This window comes from Paraburkholderia kirstenboschensis (assembly GCF_904848585.1).
In the GTDB taxonomy this organism is placed as follows: Bacteria; Pseudomonadota; Gammaproteobacteria; order Burkholderiales; family Burkholderiaceae; genus Paraburkholderia; species Paraburkholderia kirstenboschensis.
Window position 1 is genome coordinate 94,032 of the sequence record NZ_CAJHCR010000004.1, and the last position, 14,698, is coordinate 108,729.

13 protein-coding genes are annotated in these 14,698 nt (G+C 63.6%); 6 read left to right on the forward strand and 7 right to left on the reverse strand.

Going from position 1 to position 14,698, the window contains the following annotated elements:
- Positions 1 to 10 precede the first annotated feature (10 nt).
- Genes glyQ through JMY24_RS13250 form a run of 5 tightly spaced genes read left to right on the forward strand, consistent with a single transcriptional unit; the run spans position 11 to position 5,432 of the window.
- Positions 11 to 1,018: a glycine--tRNA ligase subunit alpha gene (glyQ, locus tag JMY24_RS13230; protein WP_084690169.1), complete on the forward strand. Its 1,008-nt coding sequence runs from the start codon at positions 11 to 13 to the stop codon at positions 1,016 to 1,018.
- A 15-nt stretch (positions 1,019 to 1,033) separates the two neighbouring features.
- Positions 1,034 to 3,136, forward strand: coding sequence for a glycine--tRNA ligase subunit beta (glyS, locus tag JMY24_RS13235; protein ID WP_128594269.1), 2,103 nt, complete (start codon positions 1,034 to 1,036; stop codon positions 3,134 to 3,136).
- 10 nt (positions 3,137 to 3,146) lie between these two features.
- A complete protein-coding gene (gmhB, locus tag JMY24_RS13240) occupies positions 3,147 to 3,701 on the forward strand; it encodes a D-glycero-beta-D-manno-heptose 1,7-bisphosphate 7-phosphatase (RefSeq protein WP_027777871.1) in 555 nt (184 codons plus the stop codon).
- Positions 3,702 to 3,741: 40 nt separating this feature from the next.
- Positions 3,742 to 4,500, forward strand: coding sequence for a lysophospholipid acyltransferase family protein (locus JMY24_RS13245; RefSeq protein ID WP_128594268.1), 759 nt, complete (start codon positions 3,742 to 3,744; stop codon positions 4,498 to 4,500).
- A gap of 44 nt (positions 4,501 to 4,544) precedes the next feature.
- Positions 4,545 to 5,432 carry a M48 family metallopeptidase gene (locus tag JMY24_RS13250; protein WP_128594267.1) on the forward strand — a complete coding sequence of 296 codons (888 nt, stop codon included), beginning with the start codon at positions 4,545 to 4,547 and terminating at the stop codon, positions 5,430 to 5,432.
- A gap of 76 nt (positions 5,433 to 5,508) precedes the next feature.
- Here the strand turns inward: JMY24_RS13250 and JMY24_RS13255 are convergent, their stop codons facing one another.
- The 3 genes from JMY24_RS13255 to JMY24_RS13265 all read right to left on the reverse strand — a co-directional run bounded on the left by JMY24_RS13255 (position 5,509) and on the right by JMY24_RS13265 (position 7,566).
- A complete protein-coding gene (locus JMY24_RS13255; RefSeq protein ID WP_128594266.1) occupies positions 5,509 to 5,904 on the reverse strand; it encodes a DUF4440 domain-containing protein in 396 nt (131 codons plus the stop codon).
- 40 nt (positions 5,905 to 5,944) lie between these two features.
- Entirely contained in the window at positions 5,945 to 6,331 is a 387-nt protein-coding gene (gene gloA / locus JMY24_RS13260; protein WP_020069654.1) for a lactoylglutathione lyase, read from the reverse strand.
- 122 nt (positions 6,332 to 6,453) lie between these two features.
- Complete coding sequence (locus JMY24_RS13265) at positions 6,454 to 7,566, reverse strand: porin (RefSeq protein ID WP_128589394.1); 1,113 nt, start codon at positions 7,564 to 7,566, stop codon at positions 6,454 to 6,456.
- Between the two features lie 336 nt (positions 7,567 to 7,902).
- Between JMY24_RS13265 and JMY24_RS13270 the strand changes: the two genes are divergently transcribed.
- On the forward strand, positions 7,903 to 8,829 hold the full coding sequence (locus JMY24_RS13270; protein ID WP_201702207.1) for a DMT family transporter: 927 nt from the start codon (positions 7,903 to 7,905) through the stop codon (positions 8,827 to 8,829).
- 140 nt (positions 8,830 to 8,969) lie between these two features.
- On the opposite strand, the gene rsmA is transcribed toward JMY24_RS13270, so the two are convergent.
- From rsmA to JMY24_RS13290, 4 genes are all read right to left on the reverse strand, one after another.
- Positions 8,970 to 9,800, reverse strand: a complete 831-nt coding sequence (gene rsmA, locus JMY24_RS13275) for a 16S rRNA (adenine(1518)-N(6)/adenine(1519)-N(6))-dimethyltransferase RsmA (protein ID WP_128594265.1) — start codon at positions 9,798 to 9,800, stop codon at positions 8,970 to 8,972.
- 69 nt (positions 9,801 to 9,869) lie between these two features.
- The gene (gene pdxA, locus JMY24_RS13280; RefSeq protein WP_201702209.1) at positions 9,870 to 10,880 is read right to left on the reverse strand and encodes a 4-hydroxythreonine-4-phosphate dehydrogenase PdxA; all 1,011 of its coding nucleotides are present in this window, start codon (positions 10,878 to 10,880) and stop codon (positions 9,870 to 9,872) included.
- A gap of 5 nt (positions 10,881 to 10,885) precedes the next feature.
- Positions 10,886 to 12,250 carry a peptidylprolyl isomerase gene (locus tag JMY24_RS13285; RefSeq protein ID WP_193424956.1) on the reverse strand — a complete coding sequence of 455 codons (1,365 nt, stop codon included), beginning with the start codon at positions 12,248 to 12,250 and terminating at the stop codon, positions 10,886 to 10,888.
- A gap of 67 nt (positions 12,251 to 12,317) precedes the next feature.
- The gene (locus JMY24_RS13290; protein WP_128594262.1) at positions 12,318 to 14,684 is read right to left on the reverse strand and encodes an LPS-assembly protein LptD; all 2,367 of its coding nucleotides are present in this window, start codon (positions 14,682 to 14,684) and stop codon (positions 12,318 to 12,320) included.
- Positions 14,685 to 14,698 lie beyond the last annotated feature (14 nt).

Here is a 14,698-nt window from a genome sequence, read left to right on the forward strand (position 1 = left end):
AAGGCACTTCATGCTCACGTTTCAGCAAATCATCCTGACACTGCAATCCTATTGGGATAAGCAGGGTTGCGCGTTGCTCCAGCCGATCGACATGGAAGTCGGCGCGGGCACCTCGCACGTCCACACTTTCCTGCGCGCGGTCGGCCCGGAACCGTGGCGCGCCGCCTACGTGCAGCCGTCGCGCCGCCCGAAAGACGGCCGCTATGGCGAGAACCCGAACCGTCTGCAGCACTACTATCAGTACCAGGTGGTGCTGAAGCCCGCGCCGGAAAACATCCTCGATCTGTATCTCGGCTCGCTCGAAGCGCTCGGCTTCGACCTGAAACAGAACGACGTGCGCTTCGTCGAAGACGACTGGGAAAATCCCACGCTCGGCGCTTGGGGGCTCGGCTGGGAAGTGTGGCTGAACGGCATGGAAGTGACCCAGTTCACGTATTTCCAGCAGGTCGGCGGCCTGGACTGCAAGCCGGTGCTCGGCGAAATCACGTACGGTCTCGAACGCCTCGCGATGTATCTGCAAAAAGTCGAAAACGTCTACGACCTCGTCTGGACCGAGTGGGAGGAGCAAGGCCCGAACGGCCCGGAAACGCGCCGCCTCACTTATGGCGACGTGTATCACCAGAACGAAGTCGAACAGTCCACGTATAACTTCGAGCACGCGAACGTCGATCTTCTGTTCACGTTCTTCAACAGCTACGAAGCCGAAGCGAAGCGCATGATCGAAGCGCAGATCGCGCTGCCCGCCTATGAACTCGTGCTGAAGGCCGGCCACACATTCAATCTGCTCGACGCGCGCGGCGCGATCTCGGTCACCGAGCGCGCGGCCTACATCGGCCGGATTCGCGCGCTGTCGCGTCTGGTCGCGCAGGCCTACTACGATTCACGCGAGAAGCTCGGCTTCCCGATGCTCGGCAATCCGGTGCACGCCGTGCCCGGCCTCACCACCGACGAGCAGGACGCCGCCATGCCCGCGTGGGCGCCGCCGCTGAAAGTCGAACGCAAGATCGACCCGGACTGACGAGAACATCAAGAAATGACTCAATCCCATCAAGCTACCCTGCTGGTCGAACTGCTGACCGAGGAACTGCCGCCTAAAGCGCTCGCCCGTCTAGGCGACGCCTTCGCCGAAGGCATTGCGGAGCGCCTCGCGGCGCGCGATCTGATCGAAGGCGAGCTGTCATTCGAGCGTTATGCGACGCCGCGCCGCCTCGCTGTCACGATCAAAAACGTACGCACGGTTGCGCCGGAAAAGCATGTGCGCGAAAAAGTGCTGCCGGTTTCCGTCGCGCTCGATAAAGACGGCCAGCCCACCGCGCCGCTCGCGAAAAAACTCGCCGCCCTCGGCTTCCCCGATTTTTCGGTGAACGACCTGGAGCGCGCGCAGGACGGTAAGGCCGAAGCCTTCTTCCTGCGCTACGCCGCGCCGGGCGCCACGCTCGCGGAAGGCCTGCAAGCCGCGCTCGACGAAACGCTCGCCAAGCTGCCCATTCCTAAGGTGATGACCTATCAGCGCCCGGACGGCACGAACGTGCAGTTCGTGCGGCCGGCGCATCGCCTGACCGCGCTGCATGGCGAGCAGATCGTACCGGTCAGCGCGCTCGGCATCGACGCCGACGACACCACGCTCGGCCACCGCTTCCTGTCCGAAGGTTTCGTACAGATCCAGCACGCGGATTCGTACGCCGACACGCTGATGCACAAGGGCCGTGTGGTGCCGAACTTCGCCGACCGCAAGGAAACCATCCGCACGCATCTGCTCGCGCACGCGGACGGCGATCAGGTCGTGATGCCCGAATCGCTGCTGGACGAAGTGACGTCGCTGGTCGAATGGCCGGTAGTCTACGCATGCCGTTTCGAGGACGAATTCCTGCAAGTGCCGCAGGAATGTCTGATCCTCACCATGCAGACGAACCAGAAATACTTCGCGCTGACGGACGAGAACGGCAAGCTGCGCTCGCGCTTCCTGATCGTGTCGAACATCGAAACGTCGACGCCCGGCGATATCGTCGAAGGCAATGAGCGGGTGGTGCGCCCGCGTTTGGCCGACGCGAAATTCTTCTTCGAGCAGGACATGAAGAAGCCGCTCGCCGATCGCGTGCCCTTGCTTGCGAACGTCGTGTATCACAATAAGCTCGGCTCGGCGCTGCAACGCGTGGAGCGCGTCGAAGCGCTGGCCGGCGCGATCGCCGGCCTGATCGGCGCGGACGTGGCGCTCGCGAAGCGCGCCGCGCGTCTGGCCAAGGCGGATCTGATCACCGACATGGTCGGCGAATTCCCCGAGCTGCAAGGCACGATGGGCACGTACTACGCGCGCCACGACGGCGAGCCGGAAGAAGTCGCGCTCGCATGCTCGGAGCATTATCAACCGCGTTTCTCCGGCGACGCGTTGCCGGGCACGGCAACCGGCACGGTCGTCGCGCTGGCCGACAAGCTCGAAACGCTGGTCGGCATCTGGGGCATCGGCCTGCAACCCACCGGCGAGAAAGACCCGTTCGCGCTGCGCCGTCACGCGCTCGGCGTGCTGCGTATTCTGGTCGAGAAGCAACTGGCCGTTGATTTCGTCGAACTGCTGCGCACCGCTTACGCGCAATTCGCCGCAGTGCCGAACGTCGCGGATTCGACGCAAGCCATCTACGAATTCAGCATGGATCGTCTGCGTGGTCTGCTGCGCGAACGCGGTCACGCGCCTGGCGAAATCGACGCGGTGCTGGCGCTCAACCCGACGCGTCTCGACGATATCGTCGCGCGCCTGGATGCAGTGCGCGAGTTCGCGGCGTTGCCGGAAGCGGCAGCGCTCGCGGCAGCCAACAAGCGCATCTCGAACATCCTGAAGAAGTCGGAAGGCGCTACCGCTACGGGCGGCGTGCAGGTCACGCTGCTCGTCGAGGCGGCGGAAAAGGCCTTGCATGCGCAGTTGGAACAGGTAGCGCCGCGTGTGCAGTCGCAACTCGCCGCACGCGATTACACGGGCGCACTCACCGCGCTCGCCGCGTTGCGCGAACCGGTCGACACGTTCTTCAACGACGTGATGGTCAACGCTGAAGATCCGGCTCTGCGCGCAAACCGTCTGGCCTTGCTCGGCGCGCTGCATCAGCAGATGAATTGCGTCGCCGACATTTCCCGACTCGCCGCCTGAGCCGCACACCATGCCGACCAAAAAAGTGGTGATCCTCGACCGCGACGGCGTGATCAACGCCGATTCCGACGCGTTCATCAAGTCGCCGGACGAGTGGGTCGCGTTGCCGGGTTCGCTCGAAGCGATTGCGCGCCTGAGCCAGGCGGGCTATCGCGTGGCCGTCGCAACGAACCAGTCGGGCATCGGCCGGGGCCTCTTCGACATGAACGCGCTCAACGCGATGCACCTCAAGATGCATCGCATGGCGGCGTCCGTGGGCGGGCGCATCGACGCGGTATTCTTTTGCCCGCACACGGCGGAAGACCACTGCGAATGCCGCAAGCCGAAGCCCGGCATGCTGAAAATGATCAACGAGCGTTTCGAGGTCGACCCCGAGAACACACCGGTGGTCGGCGACGCGATGCGCGACCTGCAAGCGGGCGCGGCGCTCGGCCATCCGGTTCATCTGGTGCTCACAGGCAAGGGCCGCAAAACGCTCACGGCCGGCGGCCTGCCGGATGGCACGGTCGTCCACGACGACCTGCGAGCGTTCGCGCTCGACTTTCTCGCCGACGCTCAAGAGTGACGCGCACCACGCGCGTCCCCACCCCTTACTGACCACGCCGATGCGCTTCATTCGTTCTTTGCTGCTGCTGATTTACTTCATCGTGTTCACGGTGCCGTACGCGACCGCGTGCTTCATTGCGTTCCCGTTCATGCGCGCCGATAGCCGCTACTGGATGGCGGCCGGCTGGTGCCGCGCAACGCTCACCGCGGTGCGCTGGCTCAACGGCATCCGCTACACGATCGAGGGCATGGAGAACCTGCCCAACGGTCCGGCGGTGTTGTTGTCGAAGCATCAGTCGGCATGGGAGACGCTGGCGTTTCCCGCCTTGATGCCGCGGCCGCTGTGCTACGTGTTCAAACGCGAGTTGCTGTACGTGCCGTTTTTCGGCTGGGCGCTCGGCCTCCTGAAGATGGTTCATATCGACCGTAAAGAAGGCAAGTACGCGTTCGCATCGGTGATCAGACAGGGTAAGGCGCGCATGGCGGAAGGCGCCTGGGTGATCATGTTTCCGGAAGGCACACGCACGCCGACCGGCAAGCAGGGCAAGTACAAAACCGGCGGTGCGCGCTTTGCGATTGCAACCGGCGCGCCGGTCGTGCCAATCGCGCACAACGCCGGACGTGTGTGGCCTCGCAACTCGTTTCTCAAATATGCGGGTATAGTCACAGTGTCGATCGGCAAGCCGATCGAGACGACGGGGCTCACGCCCGATGAAGTGAACACGCGCGTCGAACAGTGGATCGAAGCTGAAATGCGTCGCATCGATCCTACTGCGTATCGCGCGGCGGGAAGCAGTTCCGCCGCCGCACCTATCTGACGCGCCCACGCCCTCGAAGGCGTACTTGCGCGAAGCCGAATCCGATGCAGAAGTCTCCTACGCCGCAGCCCGCTGCGGCGCTCGATAACCGGCAACTCGATCTCCCGCTCTTCGCAGAGCCGGGGTCGACTTCGTCGTCCCCTTCACCGTCCGCGCCTTCGGCAACGCCTCACGGTCAGCAGCCTGCCGTGCCGCTTGCACCGGACGGCAGCAAGCTGCGCAGTCTCGTCATCGGCTCGCGCACGCTGCATTACGCGCTCAAGCGTTCGGCGCGCCGCTCGATCGGCTTTGCGATCGACAGCACTGGCCTCACGATCACCGCTCCGCGCTGGGTCACGCTCGCCGATATCGAAACCGCGATCACCGAAAAACAGCGCTGGATTTTCACGAAGCTGATTGAATGGCAAACGCGCGTCGAGCAGCGCGCGTTGCCGAAGGTCGACTGGAAAGACGGCGCCGAGGTGCCCTATCTCGGGCAGCCGGTGCGCGTGAAGCTCGGCGCGCCGCAAGGCACGCTCGCGTTTAGCGCGGCCGACTCCGCCCTGCAAGTGCCGCTGCCTCTGCAAGCAGATCCGCAGCAGATCAAGGACCGCGTGCAAGGCTGGTTGCAGAGCGAAGCGAAGCGTGTGTTCGGCGAGCGCCTCGCTATTTACGCGGAAAAGCTGGGCGTCAACTATCGCGCGTATGCGCTTTCTTCAGCGGCCACGCGCTGGGGCAGTTGTTCGAGTGACGGCAAGATTCGCCTGAACTGGCGGCTGATTCACTTTCCGCTTTCCATTATCGATTACGTCGTCGCGCATGAGTTGGCGCATCTGCGGGAAATGAATCACAGCCCGCGCTTCTGGCAAACGGTCGAATCGATTTTTCCGGAATTCCGCGAAGCGCGGCAGACGCTGAAGTCGCATCCGCCGGAATTGCTGCCGACGCTTTAGAGCCGGCGTTTCTCCTGCTTCCCCGCAGTGCCGTGAAAGGCTTACGCGGCGTCGATAGTGATTGACGCCGCCCGCCCTATTCCGTGCAAAACGTCTCATGCAGGTGACGCCACGTCACCTTGCCTTGCGCGTCGACGTCCATCACTGCGGTTGAGCGCCGCACGTTCGCATTGCCCGCATTGTCCCGCTGATACTCGCGATATTTCACGACCGCGCCCGACGGATATTCGACGACGATCTCCCTGTGGCGAATGTCGATCTGCGAGCCCGGCCGCGTGCCGCGCAGCCTCGCGAACGTTTCGCGCAACGCGGCGTGATCGAGCACGGCGCCGGACGGCATGATCAACGTAAACTGCGGCGCGAAGCGCGCCATGATCCGTTCGAGCGCGAGGTCGTCCGCGGAACCGTCGAACAAGGCCTCGATTTCGACGTGGATCGCGTCGAGTTCGTTGAAGTAGGGATTGTTGTTCATTACGTGATCGGATGAGACCCCGGCTCGCCGGCGCCGACGTTTATTTCTTCTTCTGGATGAACTCGATCTTGTAGCCGTCCGGATCGGTGACGAATGCGATCACGGTGGTGCCGTGTTTCATAGGCCCGGCTTCACGCACAACCGTGCCGCCTTGCGCCTTGATTTTGTCGCATGCGGCATAGGCGTCTTCCACTTCGACGGCGAGATGCCCGAAGCCGTTGCCGAGGTCATAGGCCGGCGTGTCCCAGTTGTGCGTCAGTTCGATGACAGTGCCGTCGCGCTCGTCCGTGTAGCCGACAAACGCCAGCGTGAACTTCCCGTCCGGATAATCTTCGCGGCGCAGTAACTTCATGCCGAGCAGTTCAGTGTAGAACGCGATCGAACGGTCCAGGTCACCGACCCGGAGCATGGTGTGAAGCAGGCGCATCGTGTACTCCCTGTTGCTTGATGTCGAGAGCGTAAATGTACCCGGAATCGACCGTCGTTGCAGGGACGCGCCGCGCAGCGGGCGGCGTGAAGCGCACGCCGCGCTGCCATGTAACCTCGATGTCAGAACTGATGCCGCAGCCCCGCCATCAGGCCGATTTGCGAGCCTTTCTGCGCGAGCCCGACGCCATTCACGCCTTGCAGTTGCGCGCCGATCAGATCGCCGCGATACAGCGAATAGTCGCCTTCCACATAGACGTCAGTGCGCTTTGAGAGGTTGTAGTCCGCGACGAGCTGGTATTGCCATGCGGAACCGTCCTTCGCGGCGGTCTTGCCGTCCTGCAGCGTGCGCCAGACGTTTGCCGCCAGGTGCCAGGCGTTGCCCACCTGCTGTGTGATGCCACCCATGAACATGCGACGGCGCGAAAAGTCCGTGTATTTCAACGCTGTCAGCGCGGCGGCCGTAAACGGTCCGTTGGCGAAAGTGGAGAAACCGGCGTCGGCCCGATTGACGATGTAACCCAGCGAAAAGCGCGTTTTGTCCCACGTGTACGAGCCGCCGAACGTCCACGCTTTGGCCGAGGCTCCGTTGACCGAATCTTTCGACTCCTCGTACGCGCCGCCGACGGTAAATGGTCCTCCCGGGGGCGCGTAAGCGGCCGCCGCGCCGATCTGACTGCCGTACGAATTGCCGGCGTTGCCGCCGAACGCGTAGCCCGCCGCGAAGCTCAAGCCGTTGTACTTTGCCTGATACTGCACCTGGTTACTGGTCCAGATGCCGCCCGTCATCGTCACCTCAGGCTGGAAGCTGAAGTCGTACGGAATCCACGGATTGCTGCCGTAACCGCCTACCGTGATGCCTTCTATCATCACGTTGTACTGACGGCCCAAAATCACCTGCCCGTAGGAAGTGGAGCGCACACCGACCTGCGCTTCGTTGAAGAACGGCAAGGTCGGATCGCTCTGTCCGCTGTTGATGTAAAGGCGATTTTCGAGTTTGAAAAAGGTGGACCAGCCGCCGCCAAGGTCCTCGACGCCTTTGAGCCCCCAGCGGCTTTGCGTCATGCCGCCCGTGCCCAGTCCGAGTGAAGAGTCGCCCGCTTTGTTTACATGGGTCAGGTAGCGCACGCTCTCGTCGACCACGCCGTAAAGCGTCACGCTCGATTGGGCCTGCGCAACTGGACAACCGAACGATACCAACGCCACGACCGCCGCGCCTCTGCTGAGGGTCTTCATGCCGTTTCCTCGTACAGGCTCCGCTTTGCGCGGATAGAGTTTGTTTGTTTACGCGGCGCCTCGCCCGGTGGCCGGCTTGTCTGAATCCCGCTTCGGCGACGCAGCGCGTACGAACGTACCGACAGAACATGTCGTCGAACCTTAGCGCGAAATCAGGATGGTAAGAAATAGGTGTTGCGCGGGAGTTGCGCAGGTGTCCTTGAATTCGCAAATGACTTGCGACTTGTCGGAAGCACGCGTAGGCGGTGGGGTCATCGAATGGACGCGTGAGCGGGTTTGGTATCGTACGCGCTGCGCCGGACAACCCCGTCTTGCCCCTATCGTCACCACATCGCCATGAGCACCACCGCACTTCGCACGCGCCGCGCCCCCGATGGCTTCGCCATCCTGCTGATGGTCGGCTTGTGCGCGATCTGGGGATTCCAGCAAGTGGCGATCAAAAGCGCCAACGCCGCGTTGCCACCGTTTTTTCAGGCGGGCTTGCGTTCCGCCATCGCCACGCTGCTGGTCTGGGGCTGGGCGCGCTCGCGCGGCACGCCGCTCTTCCGCGACGACGGCACGCTCGGCGCCGGTCTGCTGGCGGGCATGCTGTTCGCGGCCGAGTTCGTGTGCATCTTTCTCGGACTCACACTGACGAGCGCGTCGCGCATGGCGGTTTTTCTGTACACCGCGCCCTGCTTTACGGCGCTGGGCCTGCACTGGTTCGTCGAAGGCGAGCGGATGCGGCGCATTCAGTGGCTCGGCATTTTCGTGGCGTTTGCCGGCATGACGCTGGCTTTCGCCGATGGCTTCCTGCATGGCGCAGCGGCGCGCAGTTCGTCGCTGGCCGCCGTGGCCGGCGACGCGCTCGGCGTGCTCGCAGGCATCGCCTGGGCGGCGACGACCGTCGTGGTGCGCGCGACGCGGCTGGCGCACTCGAGCGCGAGCAAGACGCTCTTCTATCAACTGGCGGTGTCCGCGGTGGTGCTGCTGGCGCTGGCGCTTGCGTTCGGCGAGGCGCACGTCGACACGGTCACGCCGATAGCACTCGCGAGCCTCGCGTATCAGGCGGTGGTGGTCGCGTTCGTCAGCTACCTGGTGTGGTTCTGGCTGCTCACGCGCTATGTCGCGTCGCGCCTGTCGGTGTTCTCGTTTCTCACGCCGATGTTTGGGGTGACCTTCGGAGTGCTGCTGCTCGGCGAGTCATTCAGCTTGAGGTTTCTGATGGCCGCGGCGCTCGTGCTGACCGGCATCGCGCTGGTCAATGCGCCGGGCAAGCGGTGAGTGGCTTGAGCTTTCGCTCAGAGCCATTGCGCCTGAACGCCTGGCGCTCCTGGTGCTCCTGGCTTAACGGCTCGGAACTCCTGCCGACGCTTTAGCCCACGAACTTCAGCGCTCCAAACCCAACGCCCACCGCTTAACCCTTAACGCTTACCCGCCACGATCTGCGCGACGCGCACATATTCGGCCACCGGCACGTCTTCGGCGCGGCGCTGCAGGTCGAAGCCGATTGCGTCGAAGTCGACGGTATCGCGCAACGCGGCCAACGTGTTGCGCAACATCTTGCGACGCTGCGAGAAGGCCGCCGTCACCACTTCGCCGAGTACGCGCTCGTCCACGGGCGTCAGTTCGTGCGGCGCATACGGGATCATTCGCACAATTGCCGAATCGACTTTCGGCGGCGGCTGGAATGCCTCGGGCGGCACGTCCAGCTGCTTGTCGATCACGTAGCGATATTGCAGCATCACCGAGAGACGGCTGAAGGCCTTGGTGCCCGGCTCGGCCACCATCCGCTCGACCACTTCGTTCTGCAGCATGAAGTGTTGATCGATCACACGATGCGCGAACGCAGTCAGATGAAACAACAGCGGGCTCGAAATGTTGTACGGCAAGTTGCCGACAATGCGCAGCGACGGCTCGTCGCCGGGCGCGGCGAGCGAGCCGAAGTCGAACGCGAGTGCGTCGCCGGCGTGCAGTTGGAGCAGCTCGCCGAACTTGGTCTTCAGACGCCCGATCAGATCGCGGTCCAGCTCGACAGCGTGCAAGGGCGCCTCGGGCGTCGCCAGACGCTCGATCAACGGTTCGGTCAGCGCGCCGAGCCCCGGCCCGATTTCGACCATGCGCTGGCCGCGCTGCGGCCCGATCACATTGACGATCGAATCGATCACGCCCATGTCGACCAGGAAGTTCTGCCCGAAACGCTTGCGCGCGATATGGCCTTGGTGCCGGCCCTGCTGCTGTCTGCTGGTGGACATCGAAGAAACGCTAAAGAAAGAAAACTGCTTGAGAAATGACTACGCGCGAGGCGCCGATGCGACGTTGAATCAGCCCGCGCGGCGATGTTGCGCCATTAGAACCGCCGTGTCGATGGCGGCGATCAGGCTGCCCGCGTCCGCGCGGCCCGTGCCGGCGAGATCGAGCGCAGTACCGTGATCGACCGACGTGCGGATGATCGGCAAGCCAAGCGTGACGTTAATGCCTTCGCCGAACGTCGCATACTTGAGCACCGGCAAGCCCTGATCGTGGAACATCGCCAGCACGCAGTCGGCTTCTTCCAGATAACGCGGCTGAAACAGCGTGTCCGCCGGATAGGGACCGCGCGCGTCGATACCTTCACCGTTCGCGAGCTTGAGCGCCGGCGAGATCACGTCGATTTCCTCGCGACCGAGATAACCGTTCTCGCCCGCATGCGGGTTCAGACCTGTGACGAGAATGCGCGGCGCCGGCAAGCCAAAGTGATGCCGCAAATCGTGATCGATAATGCGCAGCGTTTGGACGATGCCCTCGACCGAGAGCGCGGCCGAGACGTCCTTCAGCGGCAGATGCGTGGTTGCGAGCGCAACCCGCAACGGACGCTTGCCGGTGCCCGCCAGCATCATGACCACGCGCGGCGTGCGCGTGCGCTCGGCGAGATATTCGGTGTGGCCGGTGAAGGGCACGCCCGCGTCGTTGATGGTGCTCTTTTGCAGCGGCGCGGTCACGATCGCGTCGAATGTGCCGGCCATTGCGCCGTCGATTGCGCTGTCCAGCAGATCGAGCACGTAGCGTCCATTGGCCGCGTTGAGCTTACCGGCAACCGCCGGCGCACCGAGCGGCCGATGCTGCACCTGAATGCGCGGCGCGTCGGCCACGAGCGCCTGCCAATCTACACCGACCGCCCGCGCCCGTTCGGCGACAAGAGCGGCGTCGCCCAGCACGGTGAACCGCGCGCCGGGCCAGTGTGCCGTCGCGCCCGCGAGCGCCTGCGCGGTCAGCTCGGGACCGACGCCGGCCGGCTCGCCCGTGGTGATCGCAATGTGCAAGGGCAAGCTGGCTGACTGGGCGGCAGAACTCATGAGGTTTATTGAACGCGAGACAGATCGGGTTTTACTTCGACGTACGCGGTGTCGCGCAGTTCGCGCAGCCAGTCGGCGTAAGCCTGCTCCGCCTTGCGCTGACCGATGGCCTGGCGAGCGAGATCCATTTGCTGCGCGACGGAGCCTTCAGACTCGCGGCGTTCCAGCACCTGAATCAGGTGATAGCCGTATTCGCTGCGCACCGGGTCGCTGATCTGACCGTCCTGCAAAGTGTTCATGGCGCGCTCGAATTCGGGCACCGTCTCGCCGGGGCTGATCCAGCCCAGGTCGCCGCCTTGCGACGACGAACCGTCTTGCGAATACGTGTGGGCAAACTTCGAGAAGTCGCCGCCCGCGGCGATTTCCTTCTTGATTTCGAGCAGCTTCTGGCGCGCTTGCGGTTCCGACATGCCGTCGCCCACGCGCAGCAGGATGTGGCGCACGTGCGTTTGCACGAGCTTCGGCGCGTCCGAACTCGTGCCCTGACCGCTGCGGCGGTCGACGAGGCGCACGACTTCAAAGCCGTCGTTGGTGCGGATCACTTCCGGATTAACCTGGCCCGGACGCAATGCCGAGGCCGCCTTGACGAATTCCGGCGGCAGCTTCGACGGTGCGGCAAAGCCCATGTCGCCGCCCTTCGATGCATCCGGCGCCTGCGAATTCGACTTCGCGAGCTTCTCGAAGTTGGCGCCGCCCTTGGCTTCGGCGAGCAATGCCTCGGCCTTCTTCTGAGCCGCTTCGATATCCGTTTGCGGCGCGTTCAGCGGCGCCTTCAGCAAGATGTGCTGCATGTGCAGGTCGCTCGTCGCGCCGGCATTGGGGCCGCGCTGACTGGCAATGTAGTTCGCGACTTCCGCGTCCGACACCGTGACCTTGCTGTCCACTTCCTTTTCACGCAGACGCGAAAGCGTGAGCTCGGTGCGTGCGTCGCTCGTGAACGTGGCCCAAGGCACGCCTTGCGCCTCGATCCGCGAGCGGTACACGTCGAGCGACAGGTTGTTCGCCTGAGCGAGCCGCTCGAGCGTTTTCTGCACCGCTGCGTCGTCGATATTGATGCCGTCTTCCTTCGCCTTCTGCAACTGGATGCGCTCCAGCACCATCTGGTTGAGCACCTGCTGACGCAACTGATCGGCCGGCGGAATCGGGGCGTTCTGCTGGTTCAGGCGGCGGGTAATCAGGCCCACGCGCTCTTCGAGCTCGCGCCGCGTGATGACACCGTTGTTGACCACTGCGGCGATTGTGTCGACGGTCTGGCCGCCGCGGTTGCCGCCCAGCGCCTGCGCCTGAACCGGCGCAACCGACAGGAAAGACGCCGCGGCGGCAAGACCTGCCGCGAGCGTTGCCAAGCGAAGCTTTTTCATGATTGCCACAGATACTCCAATGATGTCGGGCACGCCTGGCCCGTCTTTTCGCATTCGATGAACGACCGGGCGAGCGTCATTCGTAATTGATGAACCGCGACTCGGGCGGCGGCGGTGGCGGCAGCGGCGTGTAGCCCGCCACGCTGCTGCGGAACGCGGAAATCAGCCCGTTGTCGACGCTCGACAAGCCCTTGAACGTCAACTGCGCGAGAAAGCGCGTGCTCGATTGATGCTGCCCCGACGTATTCAGGCCGTTTGCGTAGCGCTGAATACCCGCGCCTAGCGTCCAGCAGTCCGCGTCGTATTGCAAACCCACGAGCCCGTCGACGATCCGATGCCCGCCGAGATCGTAATTGAACCGCCCAACCCCGAACACCCGATGCGTGAGCGGCCATTGCCCCGACACCAGCACCTGATTGATAGGCTGGTTTTCCAGCGTGGTGTTCGCACGCGTGTAGCGATACCCGACGTTGAGCACCTTGCCTGTCGCCGGACTGAACCCGAAACCGACGCTCGTCTTGACCAGCTGATTGTTGTCGGCATTATATTGGAACGCGGTTTCCGACGCGAAACCAGCCCCGAGCTTGAGCGACGCGCCCACGATCAGGTCCGAATGCGTGGCTTGCGTGCTGGTCTGATTCGGCAGCAGCGTGACACGCTGATCCTGGAAGTAGTACTGCTGCGCGATCACGAAACGCGCGCGTTCGTCGCCCGTTGCCGGGTTGATGAAGCGCGTGGTGATGGCCGCGGTCAGACGGTTCGCGTCCGCAATGCGGTCATTGCCGACGAACGTGTTCGGCGTGAAGATTTCCGCGAGCCCGAAGTCGGATTCGGCGGTATCGAAGAGCGGCGCCGACTCCTGATTGCGAAACGGCGTGTACACGTAGTACAGGCGCGGCTCGAGCGTCTGGATGTAATCCTCGCCGAAGAGCCGGACCGAGCGGTCGAAAATGAGCCCGGTGTCGAAGCTCAGCGTCGGGATGGATTCAGTGAAATTCTTCGGCGTGCCGACCGGCACGTCGCTGCTGATGTTGTGCAGGTTATACGACGCGAAATGCCACTGCACCTTCGGCGTGACGAAGTAGCCGGGCCCCACGACCGAGTACGAAATGTACGGGTTGAACACCACCCGCTGACCTTCGGTCATGTCCGCGGTCGTGATGCGGAAGTTCGTGTAGTCCGCTTCGGCGCCGAAGTCGAAGCCGCCCACGTTGTACTTCGCGTACTTCACGTTCAACTGCGGCTCGCGGCCATACGGCGCGACCGACGGCGTCAGCGTCTGCCAGTGCTGCTCGCGTGCGAGCACCGACCACGGGCCGTTGTTGTACGTCAACCCGGCTTCCTGTTGATACAGGAGCTGGGTGCCGTTCATGAACTGATTGACCGACGACGACAGGTCTTCCGGATACGTGTTGTCCGAAACCTTGTTGTAGTAGATGTAGCCGCCGAACCCGTTGCCGAAGTTCTGGTTGTGCTGGATGTACAGCGCGTAGCGGTTCGTCTTGGTCAGCCGGTCGTCCGGCAGGAACTCGCCGCTGATCGACCCGGAATACGTGGGCGAAAGATAGCGGAACGTGCTCTGCAACTGCACACCGCGCTTCGAGATGATGCGCGGCGTGACCGTCAGATCGCGATTTGGCGCGATGTTGAAGTAATACGGCACCGACAGTTCGAAGCCGTTCGTCGAACTGAGCGAGAAGGTGGGCGGCAGGATACCGCTGCGCCGCTCGCCGGACAGCGGAAACGACAGCCACGGCGACGCGAAAACCGGCACGCCCTGGAAGAACAGCACGCCGTTGTGGGCCACGCCTTCGTCGGCGCCGGTGTCGAAGTCGAACTCGCTGCCCTTGATGTACCACGCCGGATCGTCCGCGCACGCGCAGGCGGTGTAGGTGCCCCTCGTGAACACCGAGCGCTCGTTATCGAGCAGGTCGACCCGCTCCGCACTGCCCGAGCCGCCCGTCACGTTGAAGTGATACTTCGGAGCGGTCATGAAGCCTTCGCTCGAATCCACGCGCATGTGCGCTTCCGGTCCGGCGAACGTGGTGCCGTTGTTGTTCATGCGGACCTGGCCGTACGCGTCGGCCATGTCCGTGTCCTGATCGTAATGGAGCGCGTCGGCCTTGATCACGACCGTACTGCGGCGCACCTCAGCCGAGCCCTTGACGGCCATGTCCTGGTCAGTAGTGCCGTTGGTCGAATCGCCGAGGACGAACGTGGCCGGCTTCTGTCCCGGCTGCAGCGCATGATCTTCGAGTTGCGGGGCGAGTTGCATGCCCCAGGGCGGGTCGATGGGCTGCGGCTGCGCGGCCTCGCCGACCAGTTGGGCGTGAGCGAGCGCGGGCATGAGACCCGGAACGGCGATCAACGCCGCGACGAGCCGCCTTTTGCGCGGCGCCGCGGCACAAGAGGGAATCGTTTGGGAAAGCTGTCTAGGCGGCATGTATCGTTTGGCGA

Excerpts from the sequence above, each read along its gene's own strand:
- glyQ (WP_084690169.1), top strand. The coding sequence starts at position 11 with ATGCTCACGTTTCAGCAAATCATCCTGACACTGCAATCCTATTGGGAT.
- glyS (WP_128594269.1), top strand. The coding sequence starts at position 1,034 with ATGACTCAATCCCATCAAGCTACCCTGCTGGTCGAACTGCTGACCGAG.
- gmhB (WP_027777871.1), top strand. The coding sequence starts at position 3,147 with ATGCCGACCAAAAAAGTGGTGATCCTCGACCGCGACGGCGTGATCAAC.
- JMY24_RS13245 (WP_128594268.1), top strand. The coding sequence starts at position 3,742 with ATGCGCTTCATTCGTTCTTTGCTGCTGCTGATTTACTTCATCGTGTTC.
- JMY24_RS13250 (WP_128594267.1), top strand. The coding sequence starts at position 4,545 with ATGCAGAAGTCTCCTACGCCGCAGCCCGCTGCGGCGCTCGATAACCGG.
- JMY24_RS13255 (WP_128594266.1), bottom strand. The coding sequence starts at position 5,904 with ATGAACAACAATCCCTACTTCAACGAACTCGACGCGATCCACGTCGAA.
- gloA (WP_020069654.1), bottom strand. The coding sequence starts at position 6,331 with ATGCGCCTGCTTCACACCATGCTCCGGGTCGGTGACCTGGACCGTTCG.
- JMY24_RS13265 (WP_128589394.1), bottom strand. The coding sequence starts at position 7,566 with ATGAAGACCCTCAGCAGAGGCGCGGCGGTCGTGGCGTTGGTATCGTTC.
- JMY24_RS13270 (WP_201702207.1), top strand. The coding sequence starts at position 7,903 with ATGAGCACCACCGCACTTCGCACGCGCCGCGCCCCCGATGGCTTCGCC.
- rsmA (WP_128594265.1), bottom strand. The coding sequence starts at position 9,800 with ATGTCCACCAGCAGACAGCAGCAGGGCCGGCACCAAGGCCATATCGCG.
- pdxA (WP_201702209.1), bottom strand. The coding sequence starts at position 10,880 with ATGAGTTCTGCCGCCCAGTCAGCCAGCTTGCCCTTGCACATTGCGATC.
- JMY24_RS13290 (WP_128594262.1), bottom strand. The coding sequence starts at position 14,684 with ATGCCGCCTAGACAGCTTTCCCAAACGATTCCCTCTTGTGCCGCGGCG.